Genomic DNA, 23999 nt, shown 5'->3' on the forward strand with positions numbered 1-23999 from the left:
GGATAAGGGCCGCAGCTGTCTGAGCGCAACGAAGTGGAGCGAGTTCTGCGGACCCCCGCTTTCTCCGAGCACCGCAGGTTGCCCGTAGCGAAGCGAAGGGACACAGACAGCGGGGTCGCCTTCTCTTTGGTTACTTTCTCTTGGCGAGACAAGAGAAAGTGACTCGCCCGCCGGGGCGAGACCCGGCCAACGGCTTCAATACGAAATTCAGCCTTCGATCTTCCCCAACCGAGACTCCTTCAGTCGAGAAGGCGCCAAAGCCCCAGCCGACTCCAGAATCGGATAAGCAATAGAACAGATATGCGAATTGATCCGCTTCAAATCGCTGATCAGATCGATATGCAATGAACTGGTCTCGATGCTCAACGTCGTCCGATCCGACAACCGATCCAGGTGCGTCGTCGCATAAGCCCGCTCCAGATCCCGAAACCGAGCCTTCTCCTCGAGCAGCTTCTGCGCATCCCGAACATTCCCGTTCAGGAACACGCTCATCGACAGCCGCAGATTCGCCACCAGCCGCCCGTGCAGCTCGACGATCTCCGCCATCCCCGCTTCCGAGAAGTTGCGCTGCGGCTTGATCTTCTTGTCCTCCACGTCCTGGATCACCCGCTCGATGATGTCCCCGATCTGCTCCATGTTGATCGTGAAGCTGATGATGTCGGTCCAGCGCCGGCTCTCCTCCTCGCCGAGGGCCTCGCGCGAGATGCGTGTCATGTAGTACTTGATCGCCGAATAGAGCTCGTCCACCGTGTCGTCGAGCTGGCGCAGCTCCTGCGCCAGCTTGAGGTCGTTGCGGCGGATCACGTCGAGCACGCCGATCAGCATCGTCTCCACGATGTCGGCCTGGTGCAGCGCCTCGCGCGCGGCATTGGAGATCGCGAGCGTCGGCGTCGACAGCGCCGAGGGATCGAGGTGGTGCGGCCGCAGCGAAGCCGCCGAGGGCGCGGGCTCGGGCAGCATGCGCGTCACCAGCTTCGCCACCGTCTGCGTGAGGCCGATGAAGCCGATGCTGATCACGATGTTGAAGGCCAGGTGGAACAGCACCACGCCATGCGTGGGCGTGGGCAGCTGCGGCTGCACGTAGCGCAGCCAGAGGCCGACGAAGGGCGCGACCACCGCCACGCCCAGGGCCTTGAACAGCAGGTTGCCGATGGTCACCTGGCGCACGGGGATCGCCGACTTGGCGGTGGTCAGCACCGCGAGCAGGCCGCTGCCGAGGTTGGCGCCGAGCACCAGGCCGAGCGCGACGTCGAGCGGCACCACGTTCGAATTGGCCATGGTCGCCACCAGCAGCACCACCGCGAGGCTCGAGTACGAGGCGATCGCGAGCACGGAGCCGATGGTGATCTCGAGCAGCACGTCGCTGTTGAGCGAGGCCAGCACCGCGCGCACCGCCTGCGAGGAGAACAGCGGCTCGGTGGCTTCGACCACCAGCTGGAGGGCCAGGAGCATCAGGCCCAGGCCGATGAAGACGCGGCCGATGCGGCCCGCCACGCTGGCCGGGCGGCTGATGAACAGCACCACGCCCACGAAGATGAACATCGGCGAGAGCCAGGACAGGTCGGCGGAGAACAGCACCGAGATCAGCGCCGTGCCCACGTCGGCGCCGCGCATCACCGCCAGCGCCGCGGGCAGGGTGATCAGGCCCTGGCCGACGAAGGAGGAGGTCATCAGCGAGGTGGCGGTGCTCGATTGCACGAGGGCCGTGACGCCGATGCCCGAGAGGGCGGCCGTGAATCGGTTGCGCATGCTCTGCACGAGGATCTTGCGCAGGTTGGCGCCGAACACGCGAAGAACGCCGGTGCGCACGAGGTGCGTGCCCCACACCAGCAGGGCGACGGCCGCCAGCAGGTTCAGAAGATGCTTCATGGGTGTCGGGCTTGATCCTTTCTTTTCGTTCTGTTTCGGTTTTGCGTCGACCCCCCATTCTCCACATGTGGCCGGAGCAGGCCAGCCTGGGTCCTAGTCGATCAACGCGCCGTTGTCGTGGAAGGGATACGGCCCCTCGAAATGCCCGGAGGCCGCGAGGTGAGTGACCAGCCGGCCGGTCGTGGGCGACCAGGCATGCACGCGGAAGCCCGGGGGCTCGAGCGTCCAGGCCGAGGCCGCGTCGGGCGCGAGGTCGAGGCAGACCTGGTGCGCGGGCGCGGGCGCGGTCGAGGCGAGGGTGCCGCCGAAGCGCACGTCGATGGCGCGGTGCAGGTGGCCGCAGATCACGCGTTCCACATTGGAATGACGCGCCATCAGGGCCTCGAGTTCCGCGGCGCCCTCGAGCAGGCCGATCTCGTCCATGTGGCCGATCAGGGTCTGGAACGGCGGATGGTGCATCGCGACCACCACCGGCTCGCGCCGGCTCTCGCCGAGCCGGGCCTCGAGCCAGGCCAGCCGCTTCTCGCACAGCGCGCCATGGCTGGCGCCGGGCACCACGGTGTCGAGCGCGATCAGCCGCAGCGGCCCGACGTTCAACGCGTACTGCACGAAGCCGTCGCTGTCGCCGCCGTCGCCGAGGTAGGCGTGGCCGGGGAAGCTGCGGCGCAGCTGGTCGCGGTCGTCGTGGTTGCCGGGCATCAGGTGGACGGGGATGCCCCGCGCCTCGAGCGGGGCCAGCAGGCGCGCGAGGTGCTCGTACTCGGCGGCGCGGCCGAAGTCGGTGAGGTCGCCGGTGATGACCACCGCGTCGGGCGCCTGCCGCAGCGCGAGCACCGACTGCACCGCGCGCGCGAGGTAGGGCGCGGTGTCGATGCGGCCATAGGCCAGCCGGCCCGGCTCGCGGATGTGCAGGTCGGTGAGCTGGACCAGGAAGGTGTCGTGGGTCGTGGCGGTCATGCGCGGGTGTCCTGCGGGCTCATCAATCGGTCGGGGTGGATGCGAAGGGCGACGGCATCGCCGATGCCGTAGGGTGTGTCGCGCGCGGTGTCGGCCAGCAGCATCCGTGGCTGGTCGGCCACGCGCAGCTGCAGCTGCACGCGGTCGCCGAGGAAGGTGCGGCGCTCGACCGTGGCGGTGCCCCAGCCGGGCCGCGCGGGCTGCGCGGGGCCGACCTCGATGTCCTCGGGGCGCACCAGCAGCATGGCGCGGTCGCGCCAGGCGCCGGGGCAGGGCAGGGCGCTGCCGCCGAGCCGCACGACATCGTCGCGCAGCGCCTCGGGCGTGCGCTCGAGCCGGTTCACGCGGCCGAGGAACTCGGCCACGAAGGGATGGGAGGGCGCGCGGTAGAGGTCCTCGCCGCGGCCCACCTGCACGATGCGGCCGGCCTGCATCACGGCGAGCCGGTCGGCGATGGCCAGCGCCTCCTGCTGGTCGTGCGTGACGTGCACGGCGGTGATGTGCAGCCGCCGCAGCAGCTCGGCGAGCTCGTCGCGCAGCGACTCCTTGAGCTTGGCGTCGAGCGCGGCCAGCGGCTCGTCGAGCAGCAGCACGCGCGGGCGTACCGCCACGGCGCGCGCGAGTGCCACGCGCTGGCGCTGGCCGCCCGAGAGCTCGGCCGGGCGCTTGTTCTCGAGGCCGCCCAGGCGCACCAGGTCGACCAGCTCGCCGACGGCGCGCTGCTCCTCGGCCGGCGCCACGCCGCGGATGCGCAGGCCATAGCCGATGTTGGCCGCCACCGTCATCTGCGGGAACAGCGCGTAGCTCTGGAACACCATGCCCACGCCGCGCTGCTCGACCGGGCGCTGCGTCACGTCCTGGCCGCCGAAGGCGATGCGGCTGCCGGCATCGGGCGTTTCCAGGCCCGCGATCAGCCGCAGCAGCGTGGTCTTGCCGCAGCCCGAGGGGCCGAGCAGCGCCAGCACCTCGCCGGCCTCCACCTGGAGGTCGGTGGGCTGCAGGCCGCGCGTGCCGTCGGCATAGGTCTTGGCGCAGCGGGCGATGTCGATGGGGACGCGTTCAAGTTCCATGGCGTTTCTGGATCAGGTGGGCGAGGTATTGCAGGCCCCACAGCACGGGGAGGATGACGGCGAAGAAGACCAGCGTGTAGGCCGAGCCGATCTCGATGCGCATCGAGGCATAGCTGTCGGCCAGGCCCACGGGCAGGGTGCGCGTGAGCGGGGTGTGCAGCATCCAGGTGAGGTTGAACTCGCCGACCGAGAGCGTGAACACCATCAGGCTGCCGGCCACGATGGCGGGGAACACGGCCGGCACCAGGATGCCCATGAAGCGCTGGCGGAAGCTCGCGCCCAGCGTGCGCGCGGCCTCCTCGAGCGCGAGCAGCTCGTGGCGCTGGAAGGCCGAGCTCACGGTGCGCACCATGAAGGGCAGCGTGAACACGACGTGGCCGACCAGGATGAAGGCGAAGCTCTGGCGGAAGGCCGTGAGCTGGCCGTAGGCGAGGATCAGCGCGAGCGCGGTCGCCAGCCCCGGCACCGCGACCGGCAGGGTCAGCAGTTCCTCGAAGACATGGGCCGCGCGCGAGCGGCTGCGCGCCAGCGCATAGGCGCAGGGCACGCCGAGCAGCACGGTGCAGGCGACGCAGGCCGCGGCCAGCGCGAGCGACCAGCCGACGGTGCCGCCGTAGTTCTCCCACACCTCGCCGAGCCAGCGCAGGGTGAGGCCGCTCTTCAGGCCGGTGCTGTAGTTGTTGACCAGGCCGGCCATCACCGACAGCAGCATCGGCGCGATCATGAACAGGCTCACGACCAGCGTGATCGCGAGCAGGAAGGGCGCCTGGGGCCGGGTGTTGGTTCGCATGAGGGCCTCAGCGTGCGACGGGGTTCGCGCCGAAGCGGCGCGCGGCGAACAGCACCAGCCAGGTCACGAGGCCGAGCGCGATCGACAGCGAGGCCGCGAGCGCGAAGTTCGCGTAGTTGGTGAACTCGTTGTAGATGGTGATCGGGATCACCTCGAACTTGCTCGCGAGCGTGAAGGCGGTGCCGAAGGCGCCCATCGAGGTCGCGAACAGGATCGCGCCGCAGGCCAGGGTGGTGGGCGCGAGCTCGGGTATCCACACGTCGCGCGCCACGCGCAGCCGCGAGGCGCCGAGCGAGCGCGCGGCCTCCTCGAGCTGCAGGTTCATGGCCTCGGCCGCGGCCGCGTAGGTGGCGATGGCGCGCGGCAGCGAGAAATACAGGTAGGCCAGGAACAGCCCGAGCAGGCCGTAAGCGAAGGTGATGCGCTCGCCGATGAGGGCGTCGCTCAGGCTCGCCACCACGCCCTGGCGGCCGCCGAGCAGGATCACGAAGAAGCCGATGATCACGCCCGGAAAGGACAGCGGCAGCGTGAGCAGCGACAGCAGCACGCGCCGGCCCCGGAAGGCATGGCGCGCGAGGTAGATGCCCACCGCCGCGCCGAGCACCAGCGTGGCCAGCGTGACCGCCGCCGACAGCAGCACGGTGTTGGCCATGCTCTGCAGGTAGCGCGCGTCGGTCAGCACGGCGAAGTAGGTGGCCCAGCCCTTGTCGGCGGGCAGCGCGAGCAGCCGCACCACCGGCAGCAGCCAGAAGGCCGCGAAGAAGGCGGCCGCGGGCAGGGCGCAGGCCAGCAGCCGCCAGCGCGGGGTCCAGGCGCCGGCGGCGCCGTCCGGGGGCATGGTGGCGGTGGCCTGCGTCATCTCATGCGGTGCGGCTCAGCGCACTTCCTTCAGGTACTCGTCGGAGAAGGCGCGCTGCGCCGCGGCCATGCGGCCGTAGTCCACGCTCTTGGCGCGCGCGTAGTCGCTCGCGGGCAGGAACTGGGCCTCGATCTCCTTGGGCATCGCGCCGGCGCGCACCGGGCGCAGGTAGGCCTTGGCCCAGATCGCCTGGCCCTCGTCGGACAGCGTGAAGTCCAGCACCTTCTTGGCGTCGGCCGCGTGCGGCGCCTTGGCCACCAGGCTCATTACGTAGGGCACGGCCAGCGTGCCTTCGCTCGGGATCACGAAGGCGACGTTGGCCTTGTCCTTGTACTTGGCGCGGTAGGCGTTGAAGTCGTAGTCGAGCAGGATCGCGATCTCGCCCGAGAGCACGCGCGCGTACGAGGTCTGCTTGGGCACGATCGGCTCGTTCTTCTGCAGCGCCTTGAAGTAGTCGATGGCCGGCTTGAAGTTGTCGAGCGTGCCGCCGCGCGCCTCGTTGACCGCGACCGCGCCGACGTAGCCGACGAAGGCCGAGGCCGGGTCGAGGTAGCCGATCAGGCCCTTGTACTCGGGCCTGAGCAGGTCGGCCCACGACTTGGGGACCGGCTTGCCCTTGAGCGCGTCGACGTTGACCATGAAGCCCAGCGTGCCCGAGTGGATGGTGAACCAGTTGCCGGCGGGGTCCTTGAGGCCGTCGGGGATGTCCTTCCAGGCGGCCGGCTTGTAGGGCTCGACCAGGCCGTCCTTGGCGGCCTGCACCGCGAAGGTCACGCCGAGGTAGGTGACGTCGGCCACCGGGCTGGCCTTCTCGGCCGCCATCTGCGCGAGCGACTGGCCCGAGTTCTTGTTGTCGGGCGGCACGGTGATGCCGGTCCTGGCCTTGATGGCCTTCAGCTGGGTGCCCCAGTCGGCCCATTCGGTCGGGCAGTTGTAGCAGATGGCGGTCTGCGCGAAGGCGGCGCTGCCGCCGACGAGCGCGGCGGCGAGCAGGCCGAGGCGCGCGATGCGGCGCAAGGGAGAGGACATGGGAGAAGCTCCTGTGGCGGGTGGGTTGAAGCGGTCGGGAGAAAAGGGGCGTCAGGCGATGTCGCCCGGATCGCCGTCGGGCGCGGCGGCGCACGATTCGCCGTCGCGGAACACGTGGGGCAGCAGCAGGCTGGCGTCGGCGTCGAGCGCGCCGCCGCCGGCCATGGCCTGGATCAGCAGCTCGACGCCGTGGCGGCCGATGTCGCTGTTGGGCTGCGCGATGGTGCTGAGCGCGGGCGTGAGGTCCTCGCCGAGCGCGATGCCGTCGAAGCCGATCACGCTGAGGTCGGCCGGCACGGCCAGGCCGCTGCGGTGCGCGGCGCGAATGCTGCGGATGGCGAGCAGGTCGTTCGAGCAGACCAGCGCGCTGGGCCGGTGGCGCAGCTGCAGCAGCCGCGCGAGGCGTTCGACCGCGCTCTCGACGAAAGGCACCTCGACCAGCGGCTGCGGCTTGAGGCCGGCATCGGCCATGCCTTTCTGATAGCCGCGGTAGCGCTGCTGCGCGCGGTCGGAGGCCGCCAGCGTGCCGCTGACCATCGCGATGCGCCGGTGGCCCAGCAGCACCAGCCGCGCCACCGCGTCGGCGACGGCGGCCTCGTTGTCGACCGTGACGCAGGGATGCGCGGGATGGCGGTTGTAGGCCAGCACGTAGGGCACGCGCTGGGCGCGCAGCCGCTCGAGCGCCTTCGAGGTCGAGGGGTTGGAGACCACGAGGATCAGGCCGTCGACATTGCCGGCCAGGAGCATGTGGACCGCGCGCTCCTCCTCGTCGAGCTTGTAGCCGGTGGTGACCGGGATGATCGCGTAGCCGCCGGCCACGGCCGCCTGCGCGATGCCCTGCAGGCATTCGGCGAAGGTGGGGTTCAGCAGCGTGGGCAGCACCACGCCGAGCACGCGGCTGCGCTGGGTGCGCAGAGTGCGGGCGCTGGCATTCGGCAAGTAGTTCAGCTCGCGTGCCGCGCGCTCGACCAAGTCGCGCGTGGCGCCGCTGACCTTGTCGGGGAAATTGAAGACGCGCGAGACGGTGGCGACGGAAACGCCGGCCTTGGCCGCGACTGCCTGGATGCTCATGGGTAGGTGCTATGTAATCGATTACATTGGACCGCGGCAGTATGACCCCGCCATGACAGCGCGGGATCGATGAAAACCCGTGCGCCCGAATGCGCGAAGGGCGCGCCGGGGATCCCGGCGCGCCCTTCGAGGGAGCAAAAAGACGGTGGCCGCTACTTGCCGCGCCGCACCCTTCGGATCTCGTCGACGATCAGGCAGATCGCGCCGAGCGTGATCGCGCTGTCGGCCGCGTTGAAGGCCGGGAAGTACCAGTTGCCCGCGTGGAAGCTCAGGAAGTCCACCACGTAGCCGTGCATCATCCGGTCGACCACGTTGCCGACGGCACCGCCCAGGATGCAGGCCATGGCGAACGAGAACAGCTTCTGGCCCGCATGCGACTTCAGCATCCAGACGATGAACACGGCCGCCGCCACGCCGATGCCGGTGAACAGCCAGCGCTGCCAGCCCGAATGGTCGGCCAGGAAGGAGAAGGCCGCGCCCGTGTTGTGCCAGCGTCCCACGTTGAAGAAGCTGGTGACGTAGGTGGAGTCGCCGTACTTGTAGTAGCCGAGGATCAGCGTCTTGGTGAACTGGTCGATGATCACGATGATCAGCGCCAGCGCGAGCCAGGGCCAGATACCCAGGCCGCGCGAGCGCGAGGCCGAAGCGGTGCGGGTGGCGGCCATCAGGCGAAGCTCCTCGATTCGCCGGCGCCGAACAGGTTGCTGGTGCAGCGCCCGCAGATCGTCGGATGGGCCGGATCGTGGCCCACGTCGTCGCGGTAGTGCCAGCAGCGCTCGCATTTCTGCGCCGTGCTCGGCACGACCGCCGTGGCCAGCGCCTCGCCCGCGGCCAGCTCGATCGCCGAGGCGATGAAGACGAACTTCAGGTCCTCGCCGAGCGAACCCAGCAGCGTGAAATCCTCGGCCGGAGCCGTCACGCGCAGGTTGGCCTGCAGCGAGGAGCCGACCTGGCCCTCGGCGCGCACCGTCTCGATCTCCTTGTTCACCGCGTCGCGGATCTCGCGGATGCGGCTCCACTTGGCGAGCAGCGCCTCGTCGGGTGCGTCGAAGCGGCTGTAGGTCTGGGTGAAGATCGAGTCGCCGGCCTGGCCGGTGCCGACGATCTTCCAGGCCTCCTCGGCCGTGAAGCTCAGGAACGGCGCCATCCAGCGCAGCATCGCCTGCGCGATGTGCCACAGCGCGGTCTGCGCGCTGCGGCGCGCGCGCGAGCCGGGCGCGGTGGTGTAGAGGCGGTCTTTCAGGATGTCGAGGTAGAAGCCGCCGAGGTCTTCCGAGCAGTAGATCTGCAGCTTGGCGACCACCGGGTGGAACTCGTACACCTTGTAGTGCGCGAGGATCTCGTCCTGGAACTGCGCGGCGCGCGCGAGCGCGTAGCGGTCGATCTCGAACAGCTCCGAATGCGGCAGTGCGTCCTTCGCGACGTCGAAGTCGCTGGTGTTGGCCAGCAGGAAGCGCAGCGTGTTGCGGATGCGGCGATAGGCGTCGACCACGCGCGCGAGGATCTTGTCGTCGCCCGCGATGTCGCCCGAGTAGTCGCTCGCGGCCACCCACAGGCGGATGATCTCCGAGCCCAGCTTGTTGCTGATCTCCTGCGGATCGATGCCGTTCTTGAGCGACTTGCTCATCTTGATGCCCTTGGCATCGACGGTGAAGCCGTGCGTGAGCAGGCCCTTGTAGGGCGCGCGGTCTTCGAGCGCGCAGGCCAGCAGCAGCGACGAGTGGAACCAGCCGCGATGCTGGTCGTGGCCTTCGAGGTAGAGGTCGGCCTCGGGGCCGGTCTCGTGGTGCACCGTGGGGTGGGTGCCGCGCAGCACGTGATAGAAGGTCGAGCCCGAGTCGAACCACACCTCGAGGATGTCGGTGCTCTTGGTGTAGCTCGGCGCATCCTCGGCGCCGAGGATCTCTTCGACCGTGACGCGGCTCCAGGCCTCGATGCCGCCCTTCTCGACGATGTCGGCGGCCTGGTCGAGGATCTCCATCGTGCGCGGATGCAGCTCGCCCGAGTCCTTGTGCAGGAAGAACGGGATCGGCACGCCCCAGCTGCGCTGGCGGCTGATGCACCAGTCGGGCCGGCCGGCGATCATGTCGTGCAGGCGGGCCTTGCCGTTCTCCGGATAGAAGCTGGTCTCTTCGATCGCGTCGAGCGCGGTCTGGCGCAGCGTCTTGGGCGCCTTGTCCTTGGTGAACACGCCCTCGCCCTCGTCCATGCGGATGAACCACTGCGCTGCGGCGCGGTAGATCACCGGCGTCTTGTGGCGCCAGCAGTGCGGGTAGCTGTGGCTGATGGTCTCGGTGGTCAGCAGGCGGTTGGCATCGCGCAGCGCGGCGATGATCGCCGGCACGGCCTTCCAGATGTTCTGGCCGCCGAACAGCGGGAAGTCCGGCGCGTAGCTGCCGTTGCCCTGCACCGGGTTCAGGATGTCGTCGTAGGCCAGGCCATGGGCGACGCAGGAGTTGAAGTCGTCCAGGCCGTAGGCGGGCGAGGAGTGGACCAGGCCGGTGCCGTCGGTGGCGGTGGCGTAGTCGGCCAGGTAGATCGGCGACAGGCGCTTGTAGCCGGCGTCGACGTCGTACAGCGGATGCTCGAACTCGAGCCCGCCGAGCGCCTCGCCCTTGACGGTGGCGATCACCTTGCCGTCGAGCGCATAGCGCGTCATGCACATCTCGACCAGCGAGGCGGCCAGGATCAGCAGGCCGCGCTCGGTGTCGACCAGCGCGTACTCGAGTTCGGGGTTGAGGTTGATCGCCTGGTTGGCCGGGATTGTCCAGGCGGTGGTGGTCCAGATGACGGCGAAGACGTCGCCCAGCGCATCGGGCCGGCCGAAGGCGGCGAGCACCTTCTCGCGCTCGTGCGCCTTGAAGGCCACGTCGATGGTCTGGCTCTTCTTGTCGGCGTATTCGATCTCGAACTCGGCCAGCGACGAGCCGCAGTCGAAGCACCAGTAGACCGGCTTCAGGCCGCGGTAGACGAAGCCGCGCTCGATCACGCGCTTGAACGCGCGCAGCTCGCCGGCCTCGTTGGCGAAGTCCATGGTCTTGTAGGGATGGTCCCATTCGCCGAGCACGCCCAGGCGCTGGAAGTCGGCCATCTGCTGCGCGATCTGCTCGGTGGCGTAGGCGCGGCTCTTGGCCTGCATCTCGTCGCGGCTCAGGTTGCGGCCGAACTGCTTCTCGATGGCGTTCTCGATCGGCAGGCCGTGGCAGTCCCAGCCCGGCACGTAGAGCGCGTCGTAGCCCTCGAGCTGGCGCGCCTTGGTGATCATGTCCTTGAGGATCTTGTTCACCGCGTGGCCCATGTGGATCTGGCCGTTGGCGTAGGGCGGGCCGTCGTGCAGGATGAACTTGGGCGCGCCGCGGCGCGCCAGGCGCAGGCGGTGGTAGGTGCCGTGCTCGGCGTCGTTCCATTCCTTGACCCAGCCCGGTTCGCGCTTGGGCAGGTCGCCGCGCATCGGGAAGGGGGTGTCGGGCAGGTTCAGCGTGGAACGGTAATCGGTGGGGGCGGCAGCGTCAGACATGTTGGGGGTGCGAAACAGTGGGCTTCGACAGGCTCAGCCCGAACGGCACAAAGGGCGTCGGTGCGGAAGAAAAGCCGTTCGCCCTGAGCTTGTCGAAGGGCGGCAGCACGGAGCGTGCAGGGCTAAATTCGATCGCGCGTGGTCTGGCGGTGGGTTTCTGCGTGGGTGGATGCAAAGAAGGCACGCGCGTCGCGTCCATCCTTCGCGATGCCCGCGGTGAGGGCTTCGAGGCTGGTGTAGCGCAATTCGTCGTGCAATTTGTGCAGCAGTTCCACGCGCACGATTTTACCGTAGGCCCCTTCGGCGCCCAGGTGGGAGGGCCACTCGAGGCAATGGGTCTCGAGCAGGACCCGGCCGGCATTGACGTCGTTCGGGTCGAGCGAGGGCCGCACGCCGAGGTTGGCGACGCCGGGCAGCGGCCGCTCGGACAGGCCATGCACCAGCACCACGAAGATGCCGCTGGCCGCCGGTTTCCAGTGCTTGAAGCGCAGGTTGAGGGTGCGGAAGCCGTCGTCCTGCCCCGGCGCCGAGGCGCCGAGCGCGCGGCCCAGCTTGCGCCCGTGCACCACGTGGCCCGAGATGGCGTAGGGCCGGCCCAGCAGGGTCTGGGCATCGGCCATGCGGCCTTCGGCCAGCGCCTCGCGCACGGCCGAGCTCGACACGCGCAGGCCGTGCCCGTCGCCGGGCCGCCCCAAGACGGGCGCACCCCCTCGGGGGGCAGCGGGGCGAAGCCGCGCGTGAGGGTCCGATATCTCGTAGCTGTTCATGCGCGCGACGTCGAAACCGCGGGCATCGCCGGCCGCGTCGAGCATGGCGTAGTCGCCCGCGCGCCTGGCGCCGAAGCGGAAGTCGTCGCCCACCAGCACGTAGCGCGCGCCCAGGCCGTCGACCAGCACGTTCTGGATGAATTCCTCGGGCGACTGCGAGGCCAGCCGGGCATCGAAGGGCAGCACCACGGTCTGCGCCACGCCGCAGGCGGCCAGCTCGCCGAGCTTGTCGCGCAGCGTGCCGATGCGCGCCGGGGCCAGTTCGGGCTTCTTCGAAAGCGCGGCGAAATAGTCGCGCGGATGGGGCTCGAAGGTCAGCACGCAGCTCGGCAGGCCGCGCTGCCGCGCCTCGGTCTGCAGGAGCGCCAGCATGGCCTGGTGGCCACGGTGGACGCCGTCGAAATTGCCGATGGTCAAGGCGCAGGCCGGAGCCACGCCCGGGTGCCGGAAGCCGCGGAAAACCTGCATGGGTGAATATCTTTTTGATAGCGCCTTTCGCCCGCCGAATGGGCTCATCAGGCCGTTTTGTCACAAAGCCGGTATATTGTGACGCAGTGCGCCGATCCGCGAGGTCGCCGACGCGCTCCGTGTCCCGGGTCTCTCCGTGTTTCTTTCGTTCTGTCGAGGAGGCGTGTGGTGAAGGTCTTGAAGCTGTCGGCCCAAGGGCTGCCCCAGTCGTGGATTTCGCTCGAACAGGCGGTGATCCACTATGCAGCGGACGAGGTCCGCTGGGAGGCTGGCGGCCAGGTGGCCCTGTTCCGCGGCGGCCACAACGCGATGACGGGCGAGCAGTCGCAGATTGCCGTCAACAGCATCATCGGCACCAAGGGCGTGCCGCGCATCAACCCCTTCACCCAGCGTCCGGGCCTCACCAACAGCAAGCTGTTCGCGCGCGACCGCAACGTCTGCGCCTACTGCGGCGGCCACTTCCACGAAGACGAGCTGACCCGCGAGCACATCATTCCGTTCGCGCAGCGCGGCATCGACACCTGGATGAACGTGGTCACGGCCTGCAAGCCCTGCAACCACCGCAAGAGCAGCCGCACCCCCGAGCAGGCCAACATGCCGCTGCTCTACGCGCCCTACGTGCCCAGCCTCTGGGAGGACTTCATCCTGCGCAACCGCCGCATCCTGGCGGACCAGATGGAGTTCCTGATGGCGCACCTGCCGCAGAGTTCGCGGCTGCACGACAGCTAGCTGCTCAGGCTTTCCAGGAAGGCGGGCGCTTCTCGATGAAGGCCTGCACGCCTTCGAGCGCACTCGCATCCATCATGTTGCAGGCCATGGTCTGGCTGGCGTCCGCCAGTGCCGGCGCGATGCCGGTTTCGAGCTGACGGTAGAACAGCGCCTTGCCGAGCGCCAGCGCGGTGCGCGGCTTGGCGACGATGCTGGCCAGCAGCGCCTCGAGCGCGGCATCGAGTTCGGCGGGCGGCGCCACGCGGTTGACCAGGCCCTTCTCGCGCGCCTCCTCGGCGCCGATGAATTCGCCGGTGACGAGCATCTCGAAGGCTTCCTTGCGCCCGAGGTTGCGCGACAGCGTGACGCTCGGCGTGGCGCAGAACAGCCCGACGTTGACGCCGCTGACCGCGAAGCGCGCCTCGCCCGAGGCCACGGCGAGGTCGCACACCGCCACCAGCTGGCAGCCCGCGGCCGTCGCGATGCCGTGCACGCGCGCGATGACGGGCACCGGCAGCCGCTGCAGCGACAGCATCATCTCGCCGCAGCGCGCGAACAGGCGCTGGTAGTAGTCGAGCGCGGGCGCGGCGCGCATTTCCTTCAAGTCGTGGCCGGCGCAGAAGGCCTTGCCGGCGCCCGCGATCACGACGGCACGCACCGTGTCGTCGGCCGCGATGCCGGCGATGGCGTCCTCGAGGGCGCCCAGCATGCCCTCGGACAGCGCATTGAACGCGCCCGGGCGGTTGAGCGTGAGGGTGACCACGCCGCGGGCGTCGCGGGCCTCGAGCACGAAGGGGGAGCTGTCGTTCATCGCATGCCGCCTTTTCTTCAGTAGGTCAGTTCCAGCACCGTGACATGGCCCTTGACCGCGGGCCAGGTGAGCCCCGTGAGGCGCTCGCCATTGAACTCGCCCGTGACCGCGCGCTGCGGCTCGGAGCCCGTCTCGCGCAAGCGCGAGCTCGACACGCCGGCCCCCTTGGGCGGCACCCCGGCCGGCGGGCTCTTGCCGTCGAAGCGCATGGTGTCGCGCTGCGCGTCGAAATAGCCGCGCGGCCGCGTGAAGACGGCGACCGCGTTGGCGCTGCCGTCGGCTGGCACGATCGGGTCGAGCCGCAGGTTCACGAGGCTGCTGCCGCGCGGGAACGGGCTGCGGTAGACGTGGGTGACGCTGGCCTGCGTGTCGAGCACGAATTCGTAGGCCGCATCGGGGCGCGCGCTGAAGGGTCCCCAGCGGCCATCGGCGCCGATGGTCTTGCGGTGCACGGGCTCGCCGAGCCGCCGGCCGGTGGCCGGATCGACCGCGTACACCAGCACCTGCGCGCCGGCCAGCGACTGGTTCTCCGCGCCGATCGCGCGGCCGTCGAGCACCACGTTGGCCTCGTGCGCGATCTCCGGGCTGCGCGGCGCCTCGCCGGTGAGGAACTGCCAGGTCGCCGCGAAGGCCGCGGGCGAGAACGAGGTCTCGCGATGGTCGACCCGCGGCAGCACGATGTTGGTCGCGCCCTTGAGCGCCGGGCCGTCGAAGCCGATGTTCGTCGGCTTGCCGGGCGACCCGACCCACAGGCCGTCGGGCTGGGCGAACTTGTCGTTGTTGTCCGAGCGCAGCGTGAGCCACTTCACACCGGGCGTCACCTCGTCGCCGTTCGGGCCCTTGGGCGCGTTGAGCTGCCGCATGAAGGGCGACAGCCCCGAGAACTCGTTGTTCTCGCGCAGGCCCGGCACGGCCCAGATGCCGTGCGCCGGGTTGCCGCCGAGCACCACGTGGCTGACGACGGCCGCGCCGCCGCCGTTCTGCACGTAGTTGCGGATGGTGTTGCCGCCGCGCGAGTTGCCGATCAGCACGACCCTGGCCGCGCCGGTGGCGCGCAGCACCTGCTCGACCCGTTCCTTGAGGAAGGCGGCCGATTCGGCCGTGGAGCTGCGCCCGGCCTGGGCCACGCCGTCGTCGTCGCGCGCCAGCGGCAGGGGCTGGTCGAAGGCGAACAGCCGCTCGCGCGGCCAGCCGTTCGACTCGAAGCGCCAGAACGTGGTCTGCCACAGCGCGGCCGAGTCGCCGTTGCCGTGCACGAAGACGATGGGCGGGCGGTCGGCGAGCGAGGGCATGGCGGTCGGCGCGTTGGCGCAGGCGGTCAACAGGAGGGCGGGAGAGGCGAGCAGCCCGGCGAGGACCGGCGGTGCGCCGAGGAGGAGGGTGCGGCGGGATGGCATGGTCGTTGTGGTTGCGTGGCGGCGGCCGTTCCGAATGAAAAACGCCCGCCGGCGCGAAGGCGGGCGGGCGCTGGATGCTAAGAGAAAAGCGGCGTCAGGCGAAGACGCCGGCCGTGTCCTGCATGCGCGCCGACACCTCGCCCAGGTGGTGGAAGCTGTCGCCGAAGCTCATCTCGAGCTGCGTGAGCTTGCGGAAGTAGTGGCTGCCGATGTATTCGTCGGTCACGCCGATGCCGCCATGCAACTGCACCGAGTTCTGGCCCACGAAGCGCATCGACACGCCGAGCTGGTACTTGGCGCGCGCCAGCGCCTGGCGCCGCTCGGCCGCGGGGGCGTTGAGCTTGAGCGTGGCGTAGTAGCTCATCGAGCGCGCGAGCTCGAGCTGCATCTTCATGTCGGCGACGCGGTGGCGCAGCGCCTGGAAGCTCGAGATGACCACGCCGAACTGCTTGCGCTGGTTCATGTAGTCGACCGTCACGTCCAGCGTCTTGTCGAGCACGCCCACCGCTTCGGCGCAGGTGGCGGCGATGCCGACGTCGACCGCGTATTCGAGGGCCGCGAGGCCATCGGCCGTGACCAGCGTGGCGTCGGCCTTGTCGAACACCACCTCGGCGGCGCGGCTGCCGTCCTGCGTGCCGTAGCCGCGTGCTTCCACGCCGCTGGCGCTGCGCTCGACCAGGAACAGGGCGATCTTGCCGTCGGCCTGGGCGGGCACGAGGTAGGCATCGGCCTGGTCGCCTATGGCCACCAGGCTCTTGGCGCCGGTCAGGCTCCAGCCTTCGCCGGCCTTCACCGCCTGGGCTTCGCAGACGTCGAGGCGGTAGCGCGCCTTGCGTTCCTGGTAGGCCAGCACCACGATGGCCTCGCCGCCCGCGATGCGCGGCAGCCAGGCCTTCTTGAGCGCGTCGCCCGCGTAGCCGCCGAGCACGGCGCCCGCGATCAGCGTCTGCGCGAAGGGCTCGAGCACGATGCCGCGGCCCAGTTCTTCCATCACGACCATGCCGGCCACCGGGCCCATGCCCAGGCCGCCGTCGTCCTCGGAAATGTAGAGGCCGCCGAGGCCGAGCTCGGCCAGTTCGTCCCAGGCCTCGTGCGAGAAGCCGCCCTTGGCCTCGATGCCGCGGCGGCGCTCGAAGTCATAGCCCTTGTCGACCCATTTGCGGACGGCGTCGCGCAGTTGTTCCTGGTCGTCGGTGAAATTGAAATCCATGTCTTTGTCTCCTCAGCCCAGCACCGTCTGCGCGACGATGTTGCGTTGCACTTCGTTCGAGCCGCCGTAGATGGTGGTCTTGCGCATGTTGAAGAAGGTCGACGACAGCGGCGCGAGCGCCGGGTTGCCGCCCGGGAAGTTGCCCTGCCAGCCGGCGGCCATGGCTTCGCGGATCAGCGGCAGCGAATACGGGCCGCCCGCGAGCATCATCAGTTCGCTGTAGCGCTGCTGGATCTCGCTGCCGCGGATCTTGAGCAGGCCGGCCACGTCGAGCGAGTTCTTGCCCGAGGTGGCGGCCGACAGCACGCGCAGCACCATCATCTCGAGCGCGACGATGTCGACCTCGAGCCTGGCGATCTCGTCGCGGAAGCGCGCGTCGTCGTACACGCCCTCGGTCTTCGCGATGCGCTTGAGGCGCTCGAGTTCGCGCTTGGCGCGGTTGACGTCGGCGATGTTGGTGCGCTCGTGCGAGAGCAGGTGCTTGGCGTAGGTCCAGCCCTTGTTCTCCTCGCCGATCAGGTTCTCGGCCGGCACCTCGACGTTGTCGAAGAACACCTCGTTGACTTCATGGCCGCCGTCGAGCAGCTTGATCGGGCGCACGGTGACTCCGGGCGACTTCATGTCGAGCAGCAGGAAGCTGATGCCGGTCTGGGGCTTGCCCTCGCTGCTGGTGCGCACGAGGTTGAACATCCAGTCGCCGTACTGGCCGAGCGTGGTCCAGGTCTTCTGGCCGTTGACGATGTACTTGTCGCCCTGGCGTTCGGCCTTGGTCTTGAGCGAGGCGAGGTCGGAGCCCGAGCCCGGTTCGCTGTAGCCCTGGCTCCACCAGACCTCGCCGCTGGCGATGCCGGGCAGGAAGCGCTTCTGCTGCTCGGGGCTGCCGAAGGCCATGATGACCGGGGCCACCATCACCGGGCCGAAGGGCACGATGCGCGGCGCGCCGGCCAGCGCGGTCTCTTCCTCGAACAGGTGGCGCTGCACGGCGGTCCAGCCGGGACCGCCGAATTCCTTGGGCCAGCCGTAGCCCAGCCAGCCCTTTTTGCCGAGGATCTTGGCCCAGGTCTGCATATCGTCGCGCGTGAGTTCCAGCGCGTTGTGGACCTTGGTGGAGATTTCCTTGGGAAGGTTTTCTTTGACCCATGCGCGAATCTCTTCGCGGAACTGCTGTTCTTCGGGCGTGAAGCTCAAATCCATGCGTGCCTCGCTGTGTTGATCGTCGGTGCACCGCAGACGCGGCGTGTCTCCGGAGCCATGAGTTTTAGCACGGTCGTGCTGCAAATTGCTGTCCGCGCGGCGACAAGTCTGGGTGCGCGGACCTTGCGCGGCAAGGGGCGGGGCCGGAAAAGGCGCCGTGCGCGGGCACGGATAATCCCGCCTCCCATGAAGAACATCGTGATCCTGATCTCCGGCGGCGGCTCCAACATGGAGGCCATCGTGCGCGCCGCGGCGCGCGACCGCTGGGCCGAGCGTTTCGGCGCCCGCGTCGCCGCCGTCGTCAGCAACAAGGCGGAGGCGGGCGGCCTGGCGCTGGCCCGGGCGCAGGGCATCGCGACCGCGGTGGTGCCGCACAAGGATTTCGAGAGCCGCGAAGCCTTCGACCAGGCGCTCGCCGCGGCGGTCGACGCGCACGCACCGGCACTGGTGGTGCTCGCGGGCTTCATGCGCATCCTGACGCCCGGTTTCGTCGAGCGCTATGCCGGGCGGCTGGTGAACATCCATCCCTCGCTGCTGCCGGCGTTTCCGGGCCTGCACACCCACCAGCGAGCGATCGATGCGGGCTGCAAGGTGGCGGGCGTCACGGTGCACCAGGTCACGACCGAGCTCGACCATGGCCCGATCCTGGCCCAGGCCGTGGTGCCGGTGCTGCCCGACGACACGGCGGCGACGCTCGCCGGCAGGGTGCTCGCGCAGGAGCACCAGTTGTATCCACGCGCCATCGCCCAGTGGCTGATGGATACATCAGGACACAATCCGTAAAGAACTTGTTTATATTCGCGGGTTTTCGGGAGTCGCAGTGAAAACCCAATCGCTACTGTCCACGATCGCCGGTGCCGCCCTGATGGCAGGCTGTGCCGCTCCGGCCCCGCCGCCGCCCGCCGCGCCGGCGCCGGCGCCCGCCCCGGTGTTCCAGTGCGGAGCCGACGGTGCCCGTTTCGCCGTGGGCCAGCAGCTCACGCCGCAGCTCGAAGCCGCCGCCAAGGTGCGCGCGGGCGCCGGCACGGTGCGCGTGCTCAAGCCCGGCGATGCCGCGACCACCGAACTCGATGGCGGGCGCCTGAACCTCGACGTCGATGCCCGCAACCGGGTGACCGACGTCCGCTGCGGCTGAGCGGTCCGTGCCGCTTCAGCCGTCGATCCGCGCGAAGCGCGGCTGCGGCCGGCCATCGATGTCCACGGTTTCCCCGAACATCGCGGCCGGACGTACCCACAGGCCCCGGGCGCCGTAGAGCGCGCGGTAGAGCGTCATCGGTTCCAGGGTCTCGCTGTGGCGCACGGTGCCCAGCACCTCGTATTCCCCGCCCTTGTAGTGGCGGTAGCGGCCCGGCGGGGTTTCGATCAGGGGCGGCAGGTCGTCGTCGGTCACGGGGTCGTTTCTTTCTTTGTCAGGAGTCGGGGCCGCCGGCAGGCATGCCGGGGCCGGCGGAAGTACCGGAATGGATCGCGCTGATTTTGTCCACCTCGTCCGGCTGAGCGAGCATGCCAGCGCGGAGGACAGCGCGCGTTACCGCCGCGGCGTGGCGGCGTTCGCGGCGCTGGGCTATCTGTGGGTGCTGGCCTGTCTCGGGCTGGCGATGGGGCTGATCGTCTGGGTCGCCGTGTCGCTCGGCGACGGCGGGTTCAGCGTCTCGCGCGGCTGGCTGCTGCTGTTCGGCCTGGGCCTGCTGTGGGCCACCGTGCGGGCGCTGTGGGTGCGCTTCGACGAGCCGCATGGCCTGGAGCTCTCGCGCGAGGACGCGCCCCAGCTGTTCGAGGCGCTCGACCGCATCCGCGGCAAGATCAAGGGGCCGCCGGTCCACCATGTCTACCTCGACGACGACTTCAACGCCAGCATCCGCCAGGTGCCGCGCTTCGGGCTCTTCGGCGGCGCGGTCAATTCGCTGAGCATCGGGCTGCCGCTCCTGATGATGCTCGACCGGCGGCGGCTGCTGTCGGTGCTCGCGCACGAGTACGGCCACCTGCGCGGCAACCACGGCAAGCTCAGCGCCTGGATCTACCGCACGCGGCTGTCGTGGCTCAAGCTCGATGCCAACCTGCAGCGCAACGAAGGCGTGATGGCGATCGTCTCGCAGGCCTTCTTCCGCTGGTATTTCCCGCGCTTCGCGGCCAAGACCTTCGCGCTCGCGCGGCAGGACGAGTACGAGGCCGACCGCATCTCGGGCCGGCTGCTCGGCACCTCGGTGGCGGCCGCGGCGCTGACCGAGATCTCGATCAAGGCCAGCTGGTACGCGAACGAGTTCTGGCCCTGGCACTGGGCCCGGGCTGAGCGCGAGCCGCTGCCGCCGGGGCCCTTCGCGGGGCTGCGCGAATGCGTCGCGACGCCGCCGGGGCCGGAGTTCGCGCGACAGGCGCTGCGCGAGGCGATGCGCCGCGTCAGCGACCTGGAAGACACCCATCCGGTGCTGCGCGACCGGCTCGAGGCGCTGCGCCAGAAGGCGACGGTGCCGGCCTGGTCGAAGCGGCCGGCGCTCGAGATGCTGGTCGACGGCCCGCGCTGGATCGCGCACTTCGACGCCCAGTGGCGCCAGGCCCATGCCGCCGACTGGAAGCAGCATCACGCGCACCGCTCGCGCATCCGCGAGCGCATCGCCGTGCTGGCGGCGCGCGGCGAGCGCAACACGCCCGACGAGTGGGTCGAGTGGGCCGATGCCGAGCGCCGCCTCGACACCTCGGCGCCCGTGCGCGAGCACTACGAGCGCGCGCTGCGGATCGCGCCCGAGCATCCGGGTGCCTTGCGCGGCCTGGCGCAGATGATTCCGCCGACCGAGCGCGAGGCGCGGCTCGCGGTGCTCGAGCGGCTGCACGAATCGGGCTCCGCCAGCCGCTGGTGGGCGGCGCGCAATGCGGTGGCGGTGCTCGAGAACCCCGATGCCGGCCCGCACGACGAGGCGGGCCTCAAGCACTGGCGCGGCCGCCTGAAGGAGGCCGAGGAGGCCGAGGCGCGCGCCTGGGAGGAACTGACCGAGACGCCGTGCTTCGCCCAGATCGGCCGGCACGACCTCAACGAACACGAGCTCGACGAGCTGCGGGCCGACCTCGTGCGCAACCTGCCGGTGTCGCGCGCCTGGCTGGTGCGCAAGAACCTGCGCGAGTTTCCGTGGCGGCGCGCCTTCGTCGTCTTCGTCGAGCTGCCGGGCCTGGACGACGAGGAGCGCTGGCAGCTGTGCCGCCAGCTCGAGCAGACCCTGAGCCTGCCCGGCGTGGCCCTGGTGCTGTGGGCCGGGCATTCGCCGACCTTGGCGGACATCGAGCGGCAGGCTTTCGGTCCGGTCTGGACGCGCGGCACCTGAGGCGGACGGCGGCTGAGACAATCGGGGCATGCACCCCAAAGCCCTGTTGGAGGCCACCGCCGATCTGGTCGGCCTGGTCCTGAAATTCGATCATCCCGCCGACCAGGTGGTTTCGCGCTTCTTCCGCGACCACCGCGAGTTCGGTCCACGCGAGCGCGCCACCCTGGCCGAGACGGTCTACACCGTGCTGCGCAAGAAGCTGCTGTTCGATCACCTTTCGCCCTCGGGCAGCGGCCCGAAGGAGCGCCGGATGGCGATCCTGGGCTTCCATGGCCCGCGCGACTTCCTCAAGAGCGCGCTCAACGACACCGAGAAGCGCTGGCTCGACAACTGCGACGCGGTCAGCGAGGCCGACCTGCTCGAACGCCATCGTCACAACCTGCCCGAATGGCTGGTGGCGCCGCTCAAGAGCCAGCTCGGCGACGGCTTCTGGCCGCTGGTCCAGAGCCTGCAGCAGCCGGCACCGCTCGACCTGCGCGTCAATTCCTTGCACGACAAGCGAGCCGATGTGAAGGCGGAGCTTGCCAAGGCTGCTATCAAATCGGAAGCAACACCGTATTCGCCCTGGGGCCTGCGCCTCGAAGGCAAGCCCGCGCTGACCAAGCTCGATGCCTTCGTGCGCGGCGCCATCGAGGTGCAGGACGAGGGTTCGCAGCTGCTGGCGCTGCTGCTGGACGCCAAGCGCGGCGAGATGGTGGTCGATTTCTGCGCGGGCGCCGGCGGCAAGACGCTGGCGATCGGCGCGGGCATGCGCAACACCGGACGGCTGTACGCCTTCGACACCTCGGCGCACCGCCTCGACGCGCTCAAGCCCCGGCTGGCGCGCAGCAAGCTCTCGAACGTGCATCCGGCCGCCATCGCGCACGAGCGCGACGACCGGGTGAAGCGGCTGGCGGGCAAGATCGACCGCGTGCTGGTCGACGCGCCGTGCTCGGGGCTCGGGACGCTGCGGCGCAATCCGGACCTCAAATGGCGCCAATCGGCCCAATCGGTGGAAGAACTGACCGTGAAGCAGGCGGCGATCCTGCAGAGCGCGGCCCGGCTCGTGAAGTCGGGCGGGCGGCTGGTCTACGCCACCTGCAGCGTGCTGCCCGAGGAGAACGAGGCCATCGCGGAGGCTTTCGGCGCCGCGAATCCCGATTTCGTGCCCGTGGACGCGGCGGAACTGCTGCAGGGCCTCAAGGTGGAGCAGGGCGACAGCCTGGTCGCGGGCGGCGCCGACGGACGGCGTTACCTGCGCCTGTGGCCCCATCTGCACGCCACCGACGGTTTCTTTGCCGCCGTGTGGAACCGCAAATAGGTACGGGGCTCCAAAGTTAGGGTAAATCTGCGCAAACCATGGGGTGAAAGGTGAGTGATTCCTGACCCCCGGCTTTAAAATTGCGAGTTACCTGGAAGCCGCACCTTCGTGCGGTTATGGAGTACCTGACTCAATGTTGCTTCCTGACTCCGCCATCCTGAGCGCGGCCATCGACTGGCTCGGAAACGGCCTGTGGGATCTCACCTGGTGGCAGATCGTGCTGTACACGCTCGTCACCACGCACATCACGATCGCCGCCGTGACGATCTTCCTGCACCGGACGCAAACGCACCGGGCGATGGACCTCGGTCCGATCCCGTCGCATTTCTTCCGCTTCTGGCTCTGGATCGGCACCGGCATGGTGACGAAGGAGTGGGTCGCGATCCACCGCAAGCACCACGCCAAGTGCGAGAGCGAGGAAGATCCGCACAGCCCGCAGGTCAAGGGCATCGAGGAAGTGCTCTGGCGCGGCGCCGAGCTCTACCGCGCGGAGTCGAAGAACAAGGAAACGATGGAGCGCTACGGTCACGGCACGCCCGACGACTGGATCGAGCGCAACCTGTATTCGCGCTACAGCTGGCAGGGCGTGGGCCTGATGCTGGTGCTCAACCTGGCGCTGTTCGGCACGCTCGGCATGGCCGTGTGGGCGGTCCAGATGCTGTGGATCCCGATCACCGCCGCCGGCATCATCAACGGCATCGGCCACTACTGGGGCTACCGCAACTTCGAGGCGCCCGACGCCAGCCGCAACATCATGCCCTGGGGCCTGATCATCGGCGGCGAAGAACTGCACAACAACCACCACACCTACCCGACCTCGGCCAAGTTCTCGGTCAAGAAGTACGAGTTCGACATCGGCTGGATCTACATCCAGATGATGCAGAAGATCGGCTGGGCCAAGGTCAAGAAGGTGCCGCCGAAGATGCTGATCGGCGACATCCAGCCCGTGGCCAACGAGAAGACGCTCGAGGCCGTGATCGCCAACCGCTACGAAGTGATGGCCGGTTTCGCGCGCGAGATGCGCCGCGCCACGCAGGAGGAAATCGCCGCGCTCAAGAGCAAGGGCGCCGACCTCTCGGCGCTGAAGGCCGCCAAGCGCTGGATGCACCGCGACGACGACAAGGTGCCCGCCTCGGCCCGCTCGCACGTGGTGCAGGCCCGTGCCGCCCACCCGGTGCTCGACAAGATGGCGACCATGCGCGAAGAACTGCGCCAGCTCTGGCTCAACACCTCGCACTCGCGCGAGCAACTGGCGGCCGACCTGGCGGCCTGGTGCCATCGCGCGGAAGCCAGCGGCATTGCGGGCCTGCGCGAGTTCTCGACGCGGCTGCGCTCGGCACGCGCCTGAGGGAGCCTTTTCTCTCGTCGAAAAGCCGGCCTCGTGGCCGGCTTTTTTGTGCCCGTCGCATTTGCCCGTTGATCGAAATTCCAGACAAATAAAAAAGCCCGCGGCTTGCGCTGCGGGCTTTTTAGAAAGAATTCAGGCTGAATTACTTCAGCTTGATTTCCTTGTATTCGACGTGCTTGCGTGCCTTGGGGTCGAACTTCATGATCGACATCTTTTCAGGCATCGTCTTCTTGTTCTTGCTGGTCGTGTAGAAGTGGCCGGTACCCGCGGTGGATTCCAGCTTGATCTTTTCGCGTCCGCCTTTGCTCGTTGCCATGATT

22 protein-coding genes are annotated in these 23999 nt (G+C 69.0%); 6 read left to right on the forward strand and 16 right to left on the reverse strand.

Going from position 1 to position 23999, the window contains the following annotated elements; genetic code table 11:
• Positions 1-207: 207 nt before the first annotated feature.
• The 10 genes from KV106_RS32895 to KV106_RS32940 form a co-directional block, all read right to left on the reverse strand.
• The gene (locus tag KV106_RS32895) at positions 208-1869 is read right to left on the reverse strand and encodes a Na/Pi cotransporter family protein (RefSeq protein ID WP_057595041.1); all 1662 of its coding nucleotides are present in this window, start codon (positions 1867-1869) and stop codon (positions 208-210) included.
• A 93-nt stretch (positions 1870-1962) separates the two neighbouring features.
• On the reverse strand, positions 1963-2826 hold the full coding sequence (locus tag KV106_RS32900) for a phosphodiesterase (RefSeq protein WP_261215619.1): 864 nt from the start codon (positions 2824-2826) through the stop codon (positions 1963-1965).
• Positions 2823-3896 (reverse strand): ABC transporter ATP-binding protein, encoded by a 1074-nt coding sequence (locus KV106_RS32905; protein ID WP_261215620.1) that lies wholly within the window; start codon positions 3894-3896, stop codon positions 2823-2825. Before KV106_RS32905 ends, KV106_RS32900 begins: the two co-directional genes overlap by 4 nt.
• A complete protein-coding gene (locus tag KV106_RS32910) occupies positions 3886-4686 on the reverse strand; it encodes an ABC transporter permease (RefSeq protein ID WP_203204726.1) in 801 nt (266 codons plus the stop codon). The genes KV106_RS32905 and KV106_RS32910 overlap by 11 nt, the downstream gene beginning before the upstream one ends.
• Positions 4687-4693: 7 nt before the next feature.
• Positions 4694-5545, reverse strand: a complete 852-nt coding sequence (locus KV106_RS32915; protein ID WP_409976583.1) for an ABC transporter permease — start codon at positions 5543-5545, stop codon at positions 4694-4696.
• A 15-nt stretch (positions 5546-5560) separates the two neighbouring features.
• Positions 5561-6574 (reverse strand): ABC transporter substrate-binding protein, encoded by a 1014-nt coding sequence (locus KV106_RS32920; RefSeq protein WP_261215623.1) that lies wholly within the window; start codon positions 6572-6574, stop codon positions 5561-5563.
• 51 nt (positions 6575-6625) lie between these two features.
• Positions 6626-7645 carry a LacI family DNA-binding transcriptional regulator gene (locus KV106_RS32925; RefSeq protein WP_057595036.1) on the reverse strand — a complete coding sequence of 340 codons (1020 nt, stop codon included), beginning with the start codon at positions 7643-7645 and terminating at the stop codon, positions 6626-6628.
• Positions 7646-7797: 152 nt separating this feature from the next.
• Positions 7798-8310, reverse strand: a complete 513-nt coding sequence (gene lspA, locus KV106_RS32930; RefSeq protein ID WP_057595035.1) for a signal peptidase II — start codon at positions 8308-8310, stop codon at positions 7798-7800.
• Positions 8310-11162: an isoleucine--tRNA ligase gene (gene ileS, locus KV106_RS32935; protein ID WP_261215626.1), complete on the reverse strand. Its 2853-nt coding sequence runs from the start codon at positions 11160-11162 to the stop codon at positions 8310-8312. The genes lspA and ileS overlap by 1 nt, the downstream gene beginning before the upstream one ends.
• Before the next feature lie 122 nt (positions 11163-11284).
• Complete coding sequence (locus tag KV106_RS32940) at positions 11285-12397, reverse strand: bifunctional riboflavin kinase/FMN adenylyltransferase (RefSeq protein WP_261215628.1); 1113 nt, start codon at positions 12395-12397, stop codon at positions 11285-11287.
• Positions 12398-12565: 168 nt separating this feature from the next.
• Between KV106_RS32940 and KV106_RS32945 the strand changes: the two genes are divergently transcribed.
• Positions 12566-13126, forward strand: a complete 561-nt coding sequence (locus KV106_RS32945) for an HNH endonuclease (RefSeq protein WP_057595044.1) — start codon at positions 12566-12568, stop codon at positions 13124-13126.
• A gap of 4 nt (positions 13127-13130) precedes the next feature.
• Here KV106_RS32945 and KV106_RS32950 read toward each other — a convergent pair whose 3' ends face one another.
• The 4 genes from KV106_RS32950 to KV106_RS32965 all read right to left on the reverse strand — a co-directional run bounded on the left by KV106_RS32950 (position 13131) and on the right by KV106_RS32965 (position 17717).
• Positions 13131-13916: an enoyl-CoA hydratase gene (locus KV106_RS32950; protein ID WP_261215638.1), complete on the reverse strand. Its 786-nt coding sequence runs from the start codon at positions 13914-13916 to the stop codon at positions 13131-13133.
• A 17-nt stretch (positions 13917-13933) separates the two neighbouring features.
• Positions 13934-15313 (reverse strand): alpha/beta fold hydrolase, encoded by a 1380-nt coding sequence (locus tag KV106_RS32955; protein WP_261215640.1) that lies wholly within the window; start codon positions 15311-15313, stop codon positions 13934-13936.
• A gap of 94 nt (positions 15314-15407) precedes the next feature.
• The gene (locus KV106_RS32960) at positions 15408-16523 is read right to left on the reverse strand and encodes an acyl-CoA dehydrogenase family protein (protein ID WP_261215642.1); all 1116 of its coding nucleotides are present in this window, start codon (positions 16521-16523) and stop codon (positions 15408-15410) included.
• Between the two features lie 12 nt (positions 16524-16535).
• Entirely contained in the window at positions 16536-17717 is a 1182-nt protein-coding gene (locus KV106_RS32965; RefSeq protein ID WP_261215643.1) for an acyl-CoA dehydrogenase family protein, read from the reverse strand.
• Positions 17718-17903: 186 nt separating this feature from the next.
• Between KV106_RS32965 and purN the strand changes: the two genes are divergently transcribed.
• Positions 17904-18500: a phosphoribosylglycinamide formyltransferase gene (purN, locus tag KV106_RS32970; RefSeq protein WP_203204736.1), complete on the forward strand. Its 597-nt coding sequence runs from the start codon at positions 17904-17906 to the stop codon at positions 18498-18500.
• Between the two features lie 37 nt (positions 18501-18537).
• Positions 18538-18852 (forward strand): I78 family peptidase inhibitor, encoded by a 315-nt coding sequence (locus tag KV106_RS32975; RefSeq protein ID WP_261215646.1) that lies wholly within the window; start codon positions 18538-18540, stop codon positions 18850-18852.
• Between the two features lie 15 nt (positions 18853-18867).
• On the opposite strand, the gene KV106_RS32980 is transcribed toward KV106_RS32975, so the two are convergent.
• Complete coding sequence (locus KV106_RS32980; RefSeq protein WP_057595026.1) at positions 18868-19107, reverse strand: DUF1653 domain-containing protein; 240 nt, start codon at positions 19105-19107, stop codon at positions 18868-18870.
• 70 nt (positions 19108-19177) lie between these two features.
• Between KV106_RS32980 and KV106_RS32985 the strand changes: the two genes are divergently transcribed.
• From KV106_RS32985 to KV106_RS32995, 3 genes are all read left to right on the forward strand, one after another.
• Entirely contained in the window at positions 19178-21031 is a 1854-nt protein-coding gene (locus tag KV106_RS32985; protein ID WP_261215650.1) for a M48 family metallopeptidase, read from the forward strand.
• A 28-nt stretch (positions 21032-21059) separates the two neighbouring features.
• Entirely contained in the window at positions 21060-22331 is a 1272-nt protein-coding gene (locus tag KV106_RS32990) for an RsmB/NOP family class I SAM-dependent RNA methyltransferase (RefSeq protein ID WP_261215652.1), read from the forward strand.
• 133 nt (positions 22332-22464) lie between these two features.
• Positions 22465-23679: a DesA family fatty acid desaturase gene (locus tag KV106_RS32995; RefSeq protein ID WP_057595023.1), complete on the forward strand. Its 1215-nt coding sequence runs from the start codon at positions 22465-22467 to the stop codon at positions 23677-23679.
• Positions 23680-23821: 142 nt separating this feature from the next.
• Here the strand turns inward: KV106_RS32995 and rpmG are convergent, their stop codons facing one another.
• Positions 23822-23995, reverse strand: coding sequence for a 50S ribosomal protein L33 (rpmG, locus tag KV106_RS33000; protein WP_007830291.1), 174 nt, complete (start codon positions 23993-23995; stop codon positions 23822-23824).
• Between the last annotated feature and the right edge of the window lie 4 nt (positions 23996-23999).

Origin of the sequence: Variovorax endophyticus (genome assembly GCF_025376855.1) — a bacterium.
In the GTDB taxonomy this organism is placed as follows: domain Bacteria; phylum Pseudomonadota; class Gammaproteobacteria; order Burkholderiales; family Burkholderiaceae_C; genus Variovorax.